Raw genomic sequence first — 15969 nt, 5'->3', positions numbered from 1 at the left:
CTCATGCGCGGCTGTAACGGGCGTCGCGGGCGGCGGCGGCCAGCGCGGCGGCGCGGGCCGCCTCCGTCGGCGTGAACGGCAGGCCGGGACGCCGCAGCAGCAGGGCGCGCTCCGGGTGGACGGAGACCACCATCGTGCTGTTCAGCTCGCCGTCCTCGTCCACGGTCTCGCCCGGACGGCGCCACTCGACGTCGGGCGCGCGCAGCAGCTCGCCCATCGCCTGGGGGAGCTGCTCGGGGTCGTCGTGGACGCGGCGGGCCAGCAGCAGGCCCTGGATGCCCGGGTCGGTCAGGTCCTTGACCTGGGCGGGCACGACCAGCACGTCCAGGCCGCCGGCCTCCGACAGCGCGGCGCGCACGGCGTCCGGCTCCAGGCCCGTGGGCGCCTCGACGACGAACTCGTCCAGGGCGTCGCAGCCCGCCGGCGTGATGGCGCTGCTGCCCGTGGGGGCGATGTGCAGGGAAAGGATGTTGCAGCCCAGGCGGCCGAACGCGCCCGCGACCTCCGCGAGGCGGCCGGGCCGCTCGACCACGCGCATCCGGACCCGCCACAGCGTCATGGTCGTCCCGGCGCCGCCCGGAGGCGGTGTGACAGGCCGCCCTCCGCCGCCGGGCCGGCCTCCGCCCCTTCCGCCGGTCCCCGGGCGCCCGCCTCCGGAGGGCGGGCCGCCGTGGAGTCTCCTGTGGATGGCCGAGCCGAGGACCAGCGCGGCGCCGAGCCCGACCAGCACGACCGGCCCGGGGTCGGTGTGTCCCAGGAGCGTGGCGAGCAGGTGGGCCAGGCCGACCGCCAGGAACAGCACGGCGACCTCGACGGCCTCCCGCCGCCAGGAGCGCGCGTGGTGCCGGCGGCCGGGTTCGGGACGCGGGTGGATCGCCTTCGGTGCATCGCTCATGGCCGCCAGTCTCACCACCGGCTGTTACGCGGCCACGATCCGTGGCATTGCGGCGGCATTAAACCGGGCGCACGAGGTGTCCCCCGTGTGACGGCTCGCGTTCCCCGCGCGTCCGTCAGGCCGCCGCCGGCGGGTCGCCGGGGCGCCACATCGGCCAGAACGTCGAGCCGTCCGGCAGCGCGAACGGATCGCGTGGCCGGTACCCGTGCCGCAGGTACAGGGCGCGGCTGCGCGGGCTGCTCGCCTCCAGGTACGCGGGCAGCCCGCCGAGCTCGGCGTGGTGGTGGCGCAGCAGGGCGGTGCCGAGCCCCTGGCCCTGCCGCGACGGATGGACCGCCAGGAACGCCAGGTGGTGGTGCGGCTCGTCCGGGTGGTGCTTGTCGAACAGCGAGTCCAGCAGCCGGAACCGGGGCAGCCACGGCCCGGTGGCCTCCGCCAGCCGGCGCTCGTACCCGGGCGGCTCGGGCACCGGGCCCGTGCGCGGGAACCAGACGGCGACGGCCGGCGCGTCGTCGATCACGTCGATCCGGCCGTGCCGGGCGGCGTGCTCGACGAGGATCAGGAAGTCGGCGGTCATGATCTCGTGCCGGCCGGCGGACTCGGGCACGAGGTACGCCACGGCGTCGAGAGGGGCGAACGCCGTCGCGATCAGCTCGGCGACGCGCGGCACGTCGGCGGCGCCGGCGCGGCGGATGACGCGGGACCAGGGTCGTGCGGGCATGGCAGGGGTCTCCTCGCGGATCAGCGGGCGATGTCGTGGAGGGTCGCGGCCTTGGCTCCCAGCCCGACCCGGGAGTAGACGGCCGGCTGTCCGCTGCGCAGCACCAGGGCCCACAGCAGGCCCACCACGGCCGCGCCCGCGTACACGCCGGGCAGGATCCAGGCCAGCGGGTCGCCGTCCGGCACGCCGAGGACCGTCGAGAAGTTGGTGACCGCCAGGCACACCATGACGGCCAGCGCCGCGGCGGCCGGGACCGGCGCGACCAGCCGGCGCCAGACGTCCTCGCCGCTCGGCTGCCGGGAGAAGGTGATGACGGCGACGGAGGTGGCGAAGACCAGGAGGAGCACCCCGAAGCCGCCGAAGGAGCCGCCGTAGAAGAAGAGCTGGACCAGCGGGTCCAGGCCCAGTGCCGCGTACCCGACGATCACGAGGAAGCCCAGCGCGCTCTGCGCGATCGAGCCGGCCTTGGGCGCCCCGGTGCGCGGCCGGGTGCGGCCGAACACGGCGGGCAGCACGCGCTCGCGGCCGAGGGCGAAGAAGTAACGGGCCGTGGTGTTGTGGAAGGAGATCATCGCCGCGAACAGGCTGGTGACGAAGAGCACCCGGGCGAGGTCCACCACGGTGGCGCCGAGGTGCGTCGCGGCGATGGTGAAGATCGTCTCGGCGCCGTCGCGGCGGGCGACCGCGACGATGACGGAGGGGCCGGTGGCGACCGTCATCGCCCAGGCGGACAGGGCGTAGATGCCGGCGATGACGGCGACCGAGGTGTACGTGGCGGTCGGCACCGTCCGGCGGGGATCGCGGCTCTCCTCGGAGAAGACCACGGCCGACTCGAACCCGACGAAGCCCAGCGTGGCCGTGATCAGCAGCGCGCCCACGCCGGGCACGAACAGCGCGCCCGGCGACAGGGTCTCCAGCGAGAGCCCGGCCGGGGCCGGCCGGGCGAGGTCGGCCACGTCGAACAGCAGGATCACCGCGACCTCGGCGGTGAGCAGGACGGCGAGCAGCCGGCCGTTGATGTCGATCCGCATCACCCCGAGGACCGCGACCAGCGCCCACGCCACCAGCGACAGCACCCACCAGGGCGGCGAGACGCCCGTCCACCGCTCGACGAGGGGGGTGGCCGCCGCGCCGAACGCCCCGTACAGGCCCACCTGGAGCGCGTTGTAGGCGATCAGCGCGACCCAGGCCGCGGCGATGCCGGCCGGACGGCCGAGGCCCCGGCTGATGTAGGTGTAGAAGGCTCCGGCGTTGGCCATGTGCCGGGCCATGGCGACGTACCCGACGGCGAAGACGGCGAGCACGGCGCCCACGGCGAGGAAGGCGACGGGCAGGCCGGTGATGCCGGTGACGGCGTAGGCGGTGGTGACCACGCCGGCGACCACGGTCAGCGGAGCGGCGGCCGACAGCACGAAGTACACGACGGACGGGGCGCCGAGCCGGTCGGCGGCCAGGGCGCCGGCGATGGGGTCCGGGCGGGTGGTCGAGGGGGCGACGGGCATCCGATACCTCTCTGGGGGGTTCAGCGGGGGGTCAGGTGCGGTAGGTGAGGACGGCGTCGCCGACGGCCGCGCTGACGTGGCGGCTGAGGTCGCTCAGGGGCTGCGGCATGGCCGCGAGGACGGCGGTCATGTGGCGGTGCGCTTCGGGACGGTGGCCGGTGTCCTCGACGACGGTGTCGGTCATGCCGCAGGCGTCCACGAGTGCGGCCAGCAGCATGTCGTACGGATTCAGCGGCCGGCGGCGGACCAGTGAGAGGCGCAGCCGGGTGGACGGCCAGACGGCCGGCCCGAACTCCGTGGCGAAATACCGATTCTGTTTGTGTTTCAACAATTTAGGAGTCACGCATTCCAGCAGCCCGATACCCAGCAGCCGGCCGGTCACGTCGGGGAGGGAACGCTGCGCGAGGTACGCCAGCCAGGTACGCACATCGGTGTGCTGGGGCGAATTCGCGATATCGGCGAGGATGCCGTCGGCGACGCGTTCGCGGAGCGGCAGCCGGTCGAGAAGCTGGAGCCGCGCGCCGCGCACCGTGACCCGGTTCTCCAGCACCAGCTCCCCGAGCAGGGCTCCGGCCAGGCCCAATGTCAGCCCCTGGAGGTAGAGGCGCGGCTTGCCGGTGCCCGTCGTGTCCCACACGATGAGGAAGAAATCATCGGCCAGCAACCGGGTTCTCCCGCCGGGAGAGCATTGACGGGGAGCGAACAGAGTGCGTTCCCAGGAGGGACGGCTGGATCGGTTCGCTCACTATCGCCCTTAATGGATGGCCGGTTCAGGAAAGCGCCCGCGGGTGGCGCGGAAATGTTTATCAAGAACGCCATCTCCGCGGCTAGGCCCCGCTAACCGACACACCCGCTTAGCGGATGCATTAATGCTCTATATGACGATTTATCCGCCTTAATCAAGATCGTCACCTTGGCCTCTCGCGTCCCACGAGCCCCGGGCTCAGTCCTTGAGGAACGCGGTGAGTGCGGCGGCCAGCTCGGCGGGGGCCTCCTCGGCCATGTGGTGGCCGGAGTCGACGCCGTGGCCGCGCAGGTCGCCCGCCCAGTCACGCCACAGGGCGAGCGGGTCGCCGTAGAGGTCCTCCAGGTCGTCGCGGACGGACCACAGGACCAGGGCGGGGCAGCGCAGCCGGGCGCCGGCGGCCCGGTCGGCCTCCTCTTGACGTCGGTCGACGGTCAGGCCGGCGCGGTAGTCCTCCAGCATGCCCCGCACGACGCGGGGGTCGCGGGTGGCCCGGCGGAACTCCGCGTGGTTGGCGTGTCCCATGGCATCGGGGTCGCCGTCGTACCAGGCGTCGGGGTCGGCGTTGATGACGCGTTCGGGGATGCCGGGCTGGGCGAGGAAGAACCAGTGCCAGTAGAGGGCGGCGAACCTCGCCGTCATGCGGGACAGGTGCTCGGTGATCGGTACGCAGTCGAGTAGCGCCACGCGCGTGACCGCCGCGGGGTGGTCGAGGGCGAGCCGGAAGGCGACGCAGCCGCCCCGGTCGTGCCCCGCCACCGCGAACCGTTCGTGGCCCAGGTGCCGCATCAGGGCGACCACGTCGCCGGCCATGGCGCGCTTGGAGTGGCCGGCATGGTCGGGCGTGGGGGCGGGGCCGAGGGAGCGGCCGTAGCCGCGCAGGTCGGGGCAGACGACCGTGAACCCCGCCCCGACCAGGCGAGGGGCGACGCGGTGCCACGTGGCGGAGGTGCGGGGATGGCCGTGCAGCAGCACCGCGGGTGGCCCGTGGCCCGCGTGCCGGAAGAAGACGGACACCTCGCCGTCGAGCCGCACCTCGTCGTCACGGAATCCTTCGATCATCCGCGGCACCTGTCCGCCGCTCCACCGGCCAAACCCGCCCCCACGGCCGCGTCAGAGGGCGGCGCCGCCGTCCACCACCAGGTCGTGGCCGACCGCGAAGCCGGCCTCCGGCGAGGCGATCCAGAGGATCGCGCCCGCCGCCTCCTCCAGAGTGCCGACCCGTCCGGCGGGGAGCGAGTCGCGCACCCGCTCCGCGCGGTCCGCCTCCGTCTCACCCGGGCGCATCGACATCGTCGTGTCGTGCGCCCCCGGGCTGACGACGTTGATCCGGATTCCCTGCCGGATGTACTCCAGGGCCGCCGTGCGCGTCAGCGCGGCCACGGCCGCCTTGCTCGCCCCGTACGCCCCCAGGCCGGGGAGGCGCTGGTGGGCGCCGATCTGCGAGGCGATGTTGACGATGACCCCGCCGCCGGCCGTGAGCATGTGGGCGATCTCGTACTTCATGGACAGCATGACGCCCGTGGTGTTGACCGCGAAGGTGAAGGCCCAGTCGTCCTCGTCGATCTCGGCTGCCTGCCCCGCCGTGAAGACCCCGGCGTTGTTGACGGCGACGTCCAGCGACCCGTACGTCGCGACGGTCCCGGCCACCAGCCGCTGCACGTCCGCGGCGCGGGTCACGTCGGCCGTGATCGCGGCGGCCCGGCCGCCGGCCTCCTCGGCCAGCTTCACGGTCTGCTCCAGCGGCTCCCTGCTCCGCCCGGCGACCACGACGCGTGCTCCCTCGCGGGCGAAGGCGAGCGCGGTGGCCCGGCCGATGCCGGAGCCGCCGCCGGTGACGAGCGCGACCTTATCTGCGAACCTCATGACGATCCTCTCGGTTGTGGGTGTTCTCGTCGCGCGGGTTGCGGCCGGCGAAGCCGGTCAGCGCCGCGGTCAGGATGAAGAGCAGTGCGGTGGCGGCCAGCGCGAAGCCGTATCCGTGGGTGACGGCGGCCGGATCCCGATGCGGGCCGGTGCGTGCCGCGGCGAGGGCCGCCAGCGCCGCCAGCCCGACGGTCGGCCCCACCTCCATCGCGGTGTTGACCAGCCCGGCCCCGAGCCCGTCCTGGCGGGCGGGTACGCCGTCGAGCGCCGTCACGGTCGCCCCCGACAGCGCCAGCCCGGAGGCGACCGGGAAGAGCAGCAGCCCGGCGAGCACCACTCCGGCGTACGGGGTGCCCGGCTCGATCAGGCTGAGCAGCCCCATGGAGAGCGCCCCGAGTCCCAGCCCGCACACGGTCACCGCGCGGGCGCCGAGGCGCCCGATGAGCCGTCCCGACACCGGCCCCATGGCGAGCACCAGCAGGTACGGGGCGAACGCGGCGCTGGTCTGCAGCGGTGTCAGGCCGCGTACCTGCTGGAGCCAGAGCGTCAGGAAGAACGTGGTGGTCGCGCTGGCGGCGGCCGTGACGAGGACGGCGACCAGCGCCGCGGACCGGCGGGGCGAGGCCAGGAAGCCCAGGGGGAGCAGCGGTTCGGCCGCGCGGAGCTCCACGGCGGTGAACGCCGCCAGCAGCAGCCCGCCGGCGCCCGCCACGATCGGCGCGGCGTACAGCAGTCCGAAGCTCAGCGTCACCATGCCCGCGGTCGCCAGGACCGCTCCGGGCACGTCGAGCCGCGGCGCCCGGCCGGAGGTCCCGCCGGCAGGCCGGTCCGGGAGCAGCCGGGCGGCGGCCACGACGGCGGCCGAGGCCGCGATCGGGATGGCGAACGCCCATCGCCATGACGCCAGGGCGGCGATCACACCGGACAGCAGGCTGCCCGCCGTCGCGCCGGTCACCGACAGCGTCCCCCACACGGCCATCGCCCGTGGCCGGCGCTCCTCCGGCACCACCTGCCGGACCAGCGCCATGGCCGCCGGAGCCGTGATCGCGGCTCCCACCCCCTGGGCGAACCGCGCCAGGAGCAGCACCAGGTGCCCGGGCGCCAGCGCGGCCGCGGCCGAGGCGACCCCGAACAGGGCCACGCCGGTCAGGAACGCGCGGCGGTGCCCGTACAGGTCGCCAAGCCTTCCCCCGAGCAGGAGCAGGCCGCTGAACGACAGCCCGTAGGCCGAGCTGAGCAGCGCCAGGTCGGCCGGATCCAGGCCGAGCTCACGCTGGATGGACGGGAGCGGGACGACGAGGAGCGTGATCGACGCGATGAGGACGACTTGAGAGCCGGCGAGCACGATGAACGCCGGACCAACCGAACTAGACCGTTCGTTCCAGATAAAAGGCATGGCAAGGTCTTCCTCGTCTTCCAGAGGGGAGGCTTCAGAGCAGGCTGAGGGCGTGGGCCGCCGCGTCGCGCATCCGCGCCGGATCGGCCGACGCCTTGCCCATGACGCGCATCCCCTGCAGCAGCACCATGAGGAACCTGGCCAGCGCCCGCGGGTCCCGGTCCGGGGCGAGCTCGCCCTGCGCCCTGGCCCGGATGAGCGCCGAGGTCAGGGCCGTCTCCAGGCCCTCCCAGTTGCGGTCGACGAACCGGGACACCTCCTCGTCACGCGGCATCAGCTCGGCCGCCGCGTTGACGATCATGCAGCCGCGTTTGCCCTCGTCGCTGGACGACTGCCGGGCGTACATCTCGACCAGCTGCCGGACGGCCGGCAGCGCCGGGCCGGGCTGGGACAGCATCTCGACGGGCGACGGGCTCTGCGCGTCCAGGTAGCGCTGGAGCGCCTTCATGTAGAGCTCGTGCTTGCCGCCGAACGTCGCGTACAGGCTGGCCCGGCCGATGCCCAGCCGCTCGACCAGGTCGGCCATCGAGGTGCTCTCGTAGCCCCGCTCCCAGAACAGCTCCAGTGCCGCGTCGAGCGCCGCGCTGGGGTCGAACTCCTTGCTCCTGGCCATGCTCGAACCCTAGCCGTTACTGGAACGATCGGTCAATTCAAACCATGCCAACCCGCGGACCGCCCTTGTCCCGGACGAAGAAGAACGTTTTAATACACCCTGGCGCGGCCACGCGTCCCCGAACGCCGTCCCCGCGAGGAGCCCCCCTGTGATCGTCTACGGCGGCGACTGGAACCCCGAGCAGTGGCCCGAGGAGACCTGGGCCGAGGACGTCGCCCTCATGCGCGAGGCCGGGGTGAACCGGGTCAGCGTCGGCATCTTCTCGTGGGCGTTCCTGGAGCCGGAGGAGGGCAGGTTCGACTTCGGCCTGCTCGACAAGGTCATGGACCTGCTCCACGCCAACGGCGTGCAGGCGTGCCTGGCCACCCCGACGGCCGCCCCGCCCCCGTGGTTCGGCCACACCTATCCCGAGGCGCTGCCCGTCGACGCCGACGGCCGCAGGCTGCACCACGGCAGCAGGCAGGGCTTCTGCCCCAGCTCGCCGATCTACAAGGAGCGGGCGCTGCGCATCGCCGAGCAGGTGGCCCGGCGCTACCGCGACCACCCGGCGCTGGCCATGTGGCACATCCACAACGAGTACGGCTGCCACAACGCCCGCTGCCACTGCGACGCCTCCGCCGCCGCCTTCCGCGTCTGGCTGCGCGGGCGCTACGGCACCCTCGACGCGCTCAACGACGCCTGGGGCACCGCCTTCTGGTCGCAGCGCTACAGCGACTGGGAGCAGATCCTGCCGCCCCGGGCGACCCCCACGTTCACCAACCCGGGCCAGCAGCTCGACTTCCGCCGGTTCAGCTCCGACGCGCTGCTCGACCTCTTCCGGGCCGAGCGCGACCTGCTCGCCGGCATCACCCCCGGCGTCCCCGCCACCACCAACCTCATGGCCGGGATGCACTGGGAGATGGACTACTGGTCGTTCGCCCCCGAGGTGGACCCCGTCGCCACGGACCACTACCTCATCGGCGAGGACCCCCACATCCACCTCGCGTTCTCCGCCGACTTCGCCCGCTCGCTGAGCGGCGGCCGCCCGTGGCTGCTCATGGAGCACTCCACCAGCGGCGTCAACTGGCAGGGATACAACCGCGCCAAGCGGCCCGGCGAGATGCTGCGCAACTCCGTCCAGCACCTCGCCAGGGGAGCGGACGCGATCATGTTCTTCCAGTGGCGGGCCTCCCGGGCCGGCGCCGAGAAGTGGCACTCGGGGATGGTCCCGCACACGGGCACCGACACGAAGATCTGGCGCGAGGTGACCGCCCTCGGCGCGCTGCTCAAGGACCTGGCCGAGGTGGAGGGCAGCACGGTCACCGCCGATGCCGCCGTCCTGCTCGACTACGCCAGCGTCTGGGCGGAGGACCACCCGGCCCAGCCGACCGCCGACCACGACCCGGTCGAGGTGATCCGCCAGTGGTACGGCGCACTCTGGAAGGCCGGCGTCACCTGCGACGTCGCCCACCCGGAGGGCGACCTGTCCGCGTACAAACTGCTCGTCGTGCCCGCCCTCTACCTGATCAGCGACCGGGGCGCGGCCAACGTCGAGCGGTTCGCGGCGGCCGGCGGCACCGTCCTCGTCGGCCCGTACAGCGGGATCGTGGACGAGCACGACCGGGTGCGGCTGGGCGGCTATCCGGGGGCGTTCCGCGACCTGCTCGGGGTGACGGTCGAGGAGTTCTTCCCGCTCGCCGCCGGCGAGTCGGTGACGCTCGCGGGCGGAGGCGCCGGCACGGTGTGGAGCGAGCTCGCGCACGCCACCACCGCGAAGGTCCTCGACGTCTACACCAGCGGGGAGCCCGCCTGGACCCGCAACGCGTGGGGCGACGGCACGGCTCACTACCTGACCACGCTGCCCGACGGCGACCTGCTGGGCCGCGTGGTGGCCGAGGTCTGCGCGGACGCCGGGGTGGGCACCACGTCCCATCCTGGTGTCGAGCTCGTACGGCGGGCGCACCCGGACGGCCGGTCGTACCTGTTCGCCATCAACCACACGGAGGCCGGCGCGACGGTGCCGGCCACCGGCGTCACGGTCCCCGGCGGCCTGCCGGTGGACGGCGCGCTCACGGTCCCCGCGGGTGAGGTGCGCGTCGTCCGCGAGGCTCCGCCCGCCTGACCGTGCGGTGCCTCCCGCTCGACCGTTTCCTGACCTGACTACGTAGGTACTGGCGTCTAGGTACCGAAATAGGGATTTATCCCGTGGCTCTGTTGCCGTGCGCCGGGCAAGCTGAGTGCTTAGACATGGGCTCAACCGAAGGAGAGAGGTACGAGCCATGTGCCAGCACCAGCCGCCGTGTCCACCGGCGGACGACCCGAGTCACGACGCGGCCCGCCTGGTCGCCTTCCATCCCGAGCAGGGATGGGGCCTCCTCTGCAACGGCGTGGTGATCTTCGAGGACACGGGGGAGCTGCTGCCGGACGGCCGGAGCATCTCCACGGGCCCCGTGTGCTGTGGAACGGCCGCCTGAGGCGGCGCGTGGAACGGCCGCCTCAGGCGGCGGAGCGCGAAAGGAACAGGTATCCCGTGCGCAGGATCCAGATCCGCAAGTCCAAGAAGCCGAGCACCGGAGACCCCGGCCCCGACCTGCGGACTCCATCCGGCCGCCGCCTGCCGTACTGACCGGGCGCGCGCCGCCCCGCGGACGAGCGCCGTGGGGGACGCCTCAGCCCGAGCCGCCGTCGTGCTCGTTCATCCAGACCGCCACCTGGGCCCGCGAGCGGAAACCGAGCTTGCTCATGATGTGCTCGATGTGACTTTCCGCGGTGCGCTGCGAGATCACCAAAGCCGAGGCGATCTCCTTGTTGGTCAGGCCCCGGGTGACGAGCCGGGCGATCTCCATCTCCCTCCGGGTGAGGGGTGCGGACCCTCCCTTGGAGGCGGGGCGCTCGCCGCCGCCGCCGGTGGGCTCGCCGACGCGTTCGTCCCTCTGGAGCGCGTAGTCGAGCGCGTCGTCGTACGACAGCCGGGCGCCCTCCTCGAAGGCCGCCTCGAAGGCGGACCGGCCGAGCGCCTCCCGGGCCAGGCGCTCGCAGTCGTCGTGGTAGCGGGCCAGGTGACCGTAGCCGGACAGCGGCGCGCCGATCGCCTCCCACACCGCCCGTAGGGCGCCCAGCAGCCGCGCCGCCCGCTCGTGGTGCTGCTCGGTGGCGGCGATCCAGGCCAGCACCTCCAGGTTCACCCCGGCGCCGAGCGGGTCGCCGACCGCGCGGTTGAAGGTCAGGCTCTGCGTCTCCAGCTCGAAGGCCCGCCGCGGGTCGCCCTGCCGCCACACGTCCACGCCGAGCGCCATCATCATGTACGCCTTGTGCCAGCCCTCCCCGTGCGCGTCGGCCAGGGCGAGGCACTCGTCGCCCATCGCGATGGCGCGGGCGGAGTCGCCGCGGAAGGAGTGCGCCAGGGAGAGCCGGATGAGGGCCAGCGTGGTGCCCACCGGGTCACCCGTGGCCTGGTGCCGGGCCAGGGCCTGCTCGTAGAGCTCGATGGCCGTGTCCGTGTCGCCCTCGTACATGGCGATCATCCCGGAGTACAGCGAGACGTAGGCGAGCACGCCCTCCAGCTCCAGCCGCTCGCCCAGCGTCTGGCTCTCCTTCAGCAGCGCCGCGGCGGCCGGGACGTCGGCCTGGATGATGGCCAGCCAGCTTCCGGCCCACAGTGCCCGCGCCCGCGTCTCGGGGCTCCCGGCGCCGGCGGCGAGCGCGCGGTCCAGCCAGCGGCGGCCCTCGCCCAGGTAGTAGCCGGTGATCCAGTGGTAGAGGAGGTCGGCGGCCATCTCCAGGCAGACCCCGGCCTCCTCGGCGTTGTCGAGGCAGCCTTGGAGCGCGGCGTGCAGGTTGGCGTGCTCGTGGCGCAGCCGGGTGAACCACGAGACCTGCGACGGCCCGAACAGCTCCGCCCGTGCCTGGGCGGCGAGCTCCCGGTAGTAGGCGCGGTGCCGTCGCTGCAGCTCGGCGTCCTCTCCCTGGGCGGCGAGCCGTTCGAGGCCGTACTGGCGGATGATCTCCAGCAGCCGGTAGCGGACCCGCGAGCCGTTCTCCTCCCTGATCAGGATCGACTTGGCGACCAGCCCGCACACGAGGTCCAGCACCTCCTCGCGGTCGATGCCGGCGCCGGAGCAGACCGCCTCGGCGCCCTCCAGGTCGAGGCCGCCCGCGAAGACCGACGCGCGCGCCCACAGCAGCCGCTCCTTCTCCGAGCACAGCGCGTAGCTCCAGTCGATGAGGGCGCGCAGCGTCTGGTGGCGTGGCGCCTCGGCCGGCGACCCGGCGGTGAGCAGCCGGAACCGGTCGTCCAGCCGGTCGAGCAGTTGCCGGACCGACAGGGCGCGCAGCCGGACGGCGGCCAGCTCGATGCCGAGCGGCAGGCCGTCGAGCCGGTGGCAGATCTGCAGGACGACGTCGCGGTTGTCCTCGGTGAGGGCGAACGACGGCAGGACGGCCATGGCCCGCTCGGTGAACAGGCGCACGGCGTCGGAGCGTGCCAGCGACTCGATGGACAGCTCCGACCCGTCGGCGTCCGGCACGGACAGCGTCGGGACCGGCATGATCCGCTCACCCGCGAAGCCCATCGCCTCGCGGCTGGTGGCCAGGATGTGCAGCCGGGGCGCGGCGCGCAGCAGCTCCTCCGCGAGGACGGCGCACGCGCGGACCAGGTGCTCGCAGTTGTCCAGGACGATCAGCGCGTGCTTGTCGCGCAGGTGGTCGGCGAGAATCCGCAGCGGAGGGTCGGCGCTCTGGCGGCGGATCTCCAGCGCCTCGACCACGACCTGCGCCAGCAGGTCGGGGTTCTCCAGGGAGCCCAGCTCCACGAACCACACGCCGCCGCGGAAGTCGCGGGCCACGTCGAGCCCGACCCGCAGGGCGAGGCGGGTCTTGCCGACACCGCCCACCCCGGTGAGCGTCACGGTCCGTGACGTGGACAGGAGTCGCTTGACCTCGGCCACCTCGTGCCGACGCCCTACGAAGCTGGTCACCTCGGCGGGCAGCCTGACGTACTGCTGCCGCCTGGACTCGTTCATCGCCAGCATCATGCATGCCCCGCCGGCCCGGGCCACCGGGTATCACCCGGGCCTTCACTTCAGGTTATGCGCTGGTCACCGCCGGTGGGAAGCCGGGGAGGGCCCGCCCGGGGGGCCCTCTCATCCCTTGAGGCCGCTGGCGAAGCCCTTGATGACGTACCGCTGGAGCAGCAGGAACGCGACGACGATCGGCAGCGCCCCGAGCACCAGGCCGGCGAAGACCAGGCCGTGGTCGGAGACGTACTGGCCGACGAAGGCGAAGACGCTCACCGGGATCGTCTCGAATCCCGACCCGCCCAGGTACAGCAGCGGGGTGAAGAAGTCGTTCCAGATGAACACGGCGTTGAGGATCAGCACCGTGCCCGTGATGGGCCGCAGCAGCGGGAAGACCACCTTGGTGAAGGCGGTGAAGTGGGAGGCGCCGTCGATCTGGGCGGCGTGGGCGTAGTCGCGCGGCAGAGCCCGGATGAAGCCCGTGTAGAGGAACACGGTGAACGGGAGCTGGATCCCCGTGTAGAAGATGATCATCCCGGTGTGGGAGCCGATCAGCCCGAGGTCGGTCACGAGCTGGTAGAGCGGGATCATGCCGAGCTGGAACGGCAGCACGATGCCGAGCAGGAACAGCACGTACAAGCCGTAGCCCATCCGGCTCTTGGCACGGGCCAGGTAGTAGGCCGCGAACGAGCCGAGCGCCACCAGCGCGACGAGGCTGACCACGGTGATCACCGTGCTGTTGACCAGCGACGGGCCGAGCGCGGCGGCGGTCCACGCCTTGCCGAAGTTGTCCAGGGTGGGCGGCGAGGGCAGCGACAGCGGGGTGTGCGAGATCTGCGCCGGGTCCTTCAGCGACAGCGTGATCAGCGCGTACACCGGGAAGAGGAACGCCACGGCCACCGCGACCATGACGATCTCCAGGAGGAACGTCCGCTTCACTGGGCCACCTCACGGTTGCGGAGATAGTAGAGCTGCACCATCGACACGGCCGCCACGAACAGTGCCAGCACCAGCGCGATCGCGGTGCTGTAGCCGAACTTGCCGAAGACGAACGCCTGCTTGTACAGGACCGTCGAGAGCGTCTCGGTGGCGTAGCCGGGGCCGCCGTTCGTGGCCGCGAAGACCTGGTCGAACAGCTTGAGCCCGCCGATCGTCGACAGCATCAGGTTGATGGTCAGCGACGGCGCCAGCAGCGGCCAGGTGACGTAGCGGAAGCGCTGCCACGTCCCCGCGCCGTCGATCATCGCCGCCTCGTGCAGCTCCGGCGGGATCCCCTCCAGCCCCGCCAGGAAGATGACCATCGAGTAGCCGGCGTACTGCCACACCACGGTGCCGGCGATGGACCACAACGCCAGCGACGGGTTGCCGAGCCAGTCGATGTGGGTGCCGAGCAGGCCGTTGAGGCCCGCCGTCGGATCCGGGTTGTAGATGTACTTCCACAGGAAGGCCACCATGACCGGGCTGACCACGACGGGGGCGAAGAACACCACCCGCAGGACGGCACGGCTCTTCAGCTTGACGTGCACGCCGAGCGCGAGGAGCAGCCCCACGCCGTTCTGCACCGCGACGATGGTCACGGTCAGCAGCAGCGTGTTGCCGATCGAGCCCATGGCCTGGTCGTCGTGGAACATGGCCGTCAGGTTGGCCAGCCCGACGAAGGACTTCTCCTCGCCGATGCCGCTCCAGTCGGTGAAGGCGTAGAACATGCCGGCCAGGCTCGGGTACAGCACGACGGCGGCGTACACGAGCAGGGCCGGCAGGGCGAAGATCCACGAAGGGGTGAGCGAGCTGAACCTCCCCCACGGCCGGCGGGCCGTGGAGGGAAGGCTCCGGGCGACGTCCGGGGTCACTTGGCGTACGCCTCGTCCATCTTCTTGAGGGCGTCGTCGATCTTCGTCTTGCCGGCCAGCAGCTCCTGGACGACCGCGAAGTGCACGGGCTGCACCTCGGCGTTCGGCCAGCGCTGGTCCATGAACGGCACCGCGCGGTCCTTGGTGAACGGCAGGAAGGACTGCACGGCCGGGTCGATGGTGGAGCTGGAGTCCTGGGTGAGCGGGATGGCGGAGATGGCCTTGGCCCAGCGGTTGATGCTCTCCTGCTTGCCGAGGAAGTCGATGAACGCCTTGGCCTCGGCCGCGTTCTTGCCCTTGGCGGCGGCGCCCAGGCCGACCACCACGCCGGCGGGGATCCACACCTGGTCGGCGGAGTCGGCGCCCGGCACGGGGAACATCGACAGGTCGTCCGGCGTGGCGGCGGCCTTGCGGAAGTCGGGCAGCACGGCGGAGACCTGGATGGCCATGGCCGCCTTGCCGGTGGCCACCATCGAGGTCTGCTGCTCGAACGTGGTGCCGTTGGGGTTGTCGTTGAAGAAGCCGCGCTTCTGCAGCTCCAGGTACATCTCCATGGCCTCGCGCCAGCCCGACTGGGCGAAGCTGGCCTGCCCGGCGAGCTGCTTGTCGTCGAAGGTGGGGTCCTTGGCGTACACGGTGGAGGGCACCAGCGCGTACGTGATGAGCTGGGTGACCCACGGCGTCTGGGCGCCGAGCGCGATCGGGGTGATCCCGGCCTTCTTCAGCTTGTCGCACACGGAGAGGAACTCGGTCCACGTGGTGGGCGGCGCCTCGATGCCGGCCTTCTCGAACGCCTTCTTGTTGTAGACGGCGCCGATGACCGAGGAGCCGGCCGAGTACATGTAGGTCTTGCCGTCCATCTGGAAGGCCGGCTTGAACCCGGTCGGGATGGTCTGGGTCCACGCCTGGTCGGACAGGTCGGCGAGCAGGCCGGCCTTGGCGATCTGGCTCATCGACATGGCGCTGCCGTTGCCCGGGTAGACGACGTGCAGGTCGGGGGCGTTGCCGGCGCCGAGCTGCGTACGGACCGAGGTCTGCACCTGGTCGGTCGGCGCGAAGGAGGTGGACAGGGAGACGCTGGGCTTGGCCTGCTTGTAGGCGGCGACCAGCTCGTCCATGGGCGCCTTCTGGTCGGCGACGCCGACGAACCTGAGCTGGGTGGCGGCGGGCCGGCCGCCCTGCGCGGTGGTGGCCTCCGGCTTGGTGGAGCAGGCGGTGGCCGCGGCGGCCGCTGCGAGCCCGCCCATCATGCGGAAGAACTGGGCGCGGCTCATGCGGGCTTCGCGTAGGTCGGTCATGGGGTCTCCTCCGTACAACTCCCACGCGGCGGGGGGTGGGGTGGCATGCGAACGTTTTAATTGGGAGGGTCGTTGATGCGCTGCGGTTA

14 protein-coding genes are annotated in these 15969 nt (G+C 72.2%); 2 read left to right on the top strand and 12 right to left on the bottom strand.

Features of this window, described 5'->3' with window-relative positions; translation table 11 throughout:
• Nucleotide 1 precedes the first annotated feature (1 nt).
• The 8 genes from ABZS51_RS07665 to ABZS51_RS07630 form a co-directional block, all read right to left on the bottom strand.
• Nucleotides 2-895, bottom strand: coding sequence for an ACT domain-containing protein (locus ABZS51_RS07665; RefSeq protein WP_355437492.1), 894 nt, complete (start codon nucleotides 893-895; stop codon nucleotides 2-4).
• 115 nt (nucleotides 896-1010) lie between these two features.
• A complete protein-coding gene (locus ABZS51_RS07660; protein WP_355437490.1) occupies nucleotides 1011-1616 on the bottom strand; it encodes a GNAT family N-acetyltransferase in 606 nt (201 codons plus the stop codon).
• 20 nt (nucleotides 1617-1636) lie between these two features.
• On the bottom strand, nucleotides 1637-3118 hold the full coding sequence (locus tag ABZS51_RS07655) for an APC family permease (RefSeq protein WP_355437488.1): 1482 nt from the start codon (nucleotides 3116-3118) through the stop codon (nucleotides 1637-1639).
• Nucleotides 3119-3149: 31 nt separating this feature from the next.
• Complete coding sequence (locus ABZS51_RS07650) at nucleotides 3150-3782, bottom strand: GPP34 family phosphoprotein (RefSeq protein WP_355437486.1); 633 nt, start codon at nucleotides 3780-3782, stop codon at nucleotides 3150-3152.
• A gap of 279 nt (nucleotides 3783-4061) precedes the next feature.
• Nucleotides 4062-4925: an alpha/beta hydrolase gene (locus tag ABZS51_RS07645; RefSeq protein ID WP_355437484.1), complete on the bottom strand. Its 864-nt coding sequence runs from the start codon at nucleotides 4923-4925 to the stop codon at nucleotides 4062-4064.
• A 51-nt stretch (nucleotides 4926-4976) separates the two neighbouring features.
• On the bottom strand, nucleotides 4977-5729 hold the full coding sequence (locus tag ABZS51_RS07640) for a glucose 1-dehydrogenase (protein ID WP_355437482.1): 753 nt from the start codon (nucleotides 5727-5729) through the stop codon (nucleotides 4977-4979).
• Nucleotides 5713-7074, bottom strand: a complete 1362-nt coding sequence (locus ABZS51_RS07635; RefSeq protein ID WP_355437480.1) for an MFS transporter — start codon at nucleotides 7072-7074, stop codon at nucleotides 5713-5715. The genes ABZS51_RS07640 and ABZS51_RS07635 overlap by 17 nt, the downstream gene beginning before the upstream one ends.
• A gap of 85 nt (nucleotides 7075-7159) precedes the next feature.
• A complete protein-coding gene (locus ABZS51_RS07630) occupies nucleotides 7160-7738 on the bottom strand; it encodes a TetR family transcriptional regulator (RefSeq protein WP_355437478.1) in 579 nt (192 codons plus the stop codon).
• Between the two features lie 148 nt (nucleotides 7739-7886).
• On the opposite strand from ABZS51_RS07630, the gene ABZS51_RS07625 reads away from it, so the two are divergent.
• Both ABZS51_RS07625 and ABZS51_RS07620 read left to right on the top strand, forming a co-directional pair.
• Nucleotides 7887-9839, top strand: a complete 1953-nt coding sequence (locus tag ABZS51_RS07625; RefSeq protein WP_355437476.1) for a beta-galactosidase — start codon at nucleotides 7887-7889, stop codon at nucleotides 9837-9839.
• A 157-nt stretch (nucleotides 9840-9996) separates the two neighbouring features.
• Nucleotides 9997-10191 carry a DUF5999 family protein gene (locus ABZS51_RS07620; protein ID WP_310708137.1) on the top strand — a complete coding sequence of 65 codons (195 nt, stop codon included), beginning with the start codon at nucleotides 9997-9999 and terminating at the stop codon, nucleotides 10189-10191.
• A 195-nt stretch (nucleotides 10192-10386) separates the two neighbouring features.
• On the opposite strand, the gene ABZS51_RS07615 is transcribed toward ABZS51_RS07620, so the two are convergent.
• From ABZS51_RS07615 to ABZS51_RS07600, 4 genes are all read right to left on the bottom strand, one after another.
• Entirely contained in the window at nucleotides 10387-12738 is a 2352-nt protein-coding gene (locus tag ABZS51_RS07615) for a LuxR C-terminal-related transcriptional regulator (protein WP_355437474.1), read from the bottom strand.
• Nucleotides 12739-12858: 120 nt separating this feature from the next.
• Nucleotides 12859-13671 (bottom strand): carbohydrate ABC transporter permease, encoded by an 813-nt coding sequence (locus ABZS51_RS07610; protein ID WP_310708139.1) that lies wholly within the window; start codon nucleotides 13669-13671, stop codon nucleotides 12859-12861.
• The gene (locus ABZS51_RS07605; protein ID WP_355437472.1) at nucleotides 13668-14582 is read right to left on the bottom strand and encodes a sugar ABC transporter permease; all 915 of its coding nucleotides are present in this window, start codon (nucleotides 14580-14582) and stop codon (nucleotides 13668-13670) included. The genes ABZS51_RS07610 and ABZS51_RS07605 overlap by 4 nt, the downstream gene beginning before the upstream one ends.
• Nucleotides 14579-15880: an extracellular solute-binding protein gene (locus tag ABZS51_RS07600; RefSeq protein WP_355437470.1), complete on the bottom strand. Its 1302-nt coding sequence runs from the start codon at nucleotides 15878-15880 to the stop codon at nucleotides 14579-14581. Before ABZS51_RS07600 ends, ABZS51_RS07605 begins: the two co-directional genes overlap by 4 nt.
• Nucleotides 15881-15969: the final 89 nt, after the last annotated feature.

This window comes from Nonomuraea sp. NPDC005501 (genome assembly GCF_040605905.1).
Lineage (GTDB): Bacteria > Actinomycetota > Actinomycetes > Streptosporangiales > Streptosporangiaceae > Nonomuraea.
Note: the sequence above shows the minus strand (reverse complement) of the source record. Positions and strands in the feature narration are given on the sequence as shown.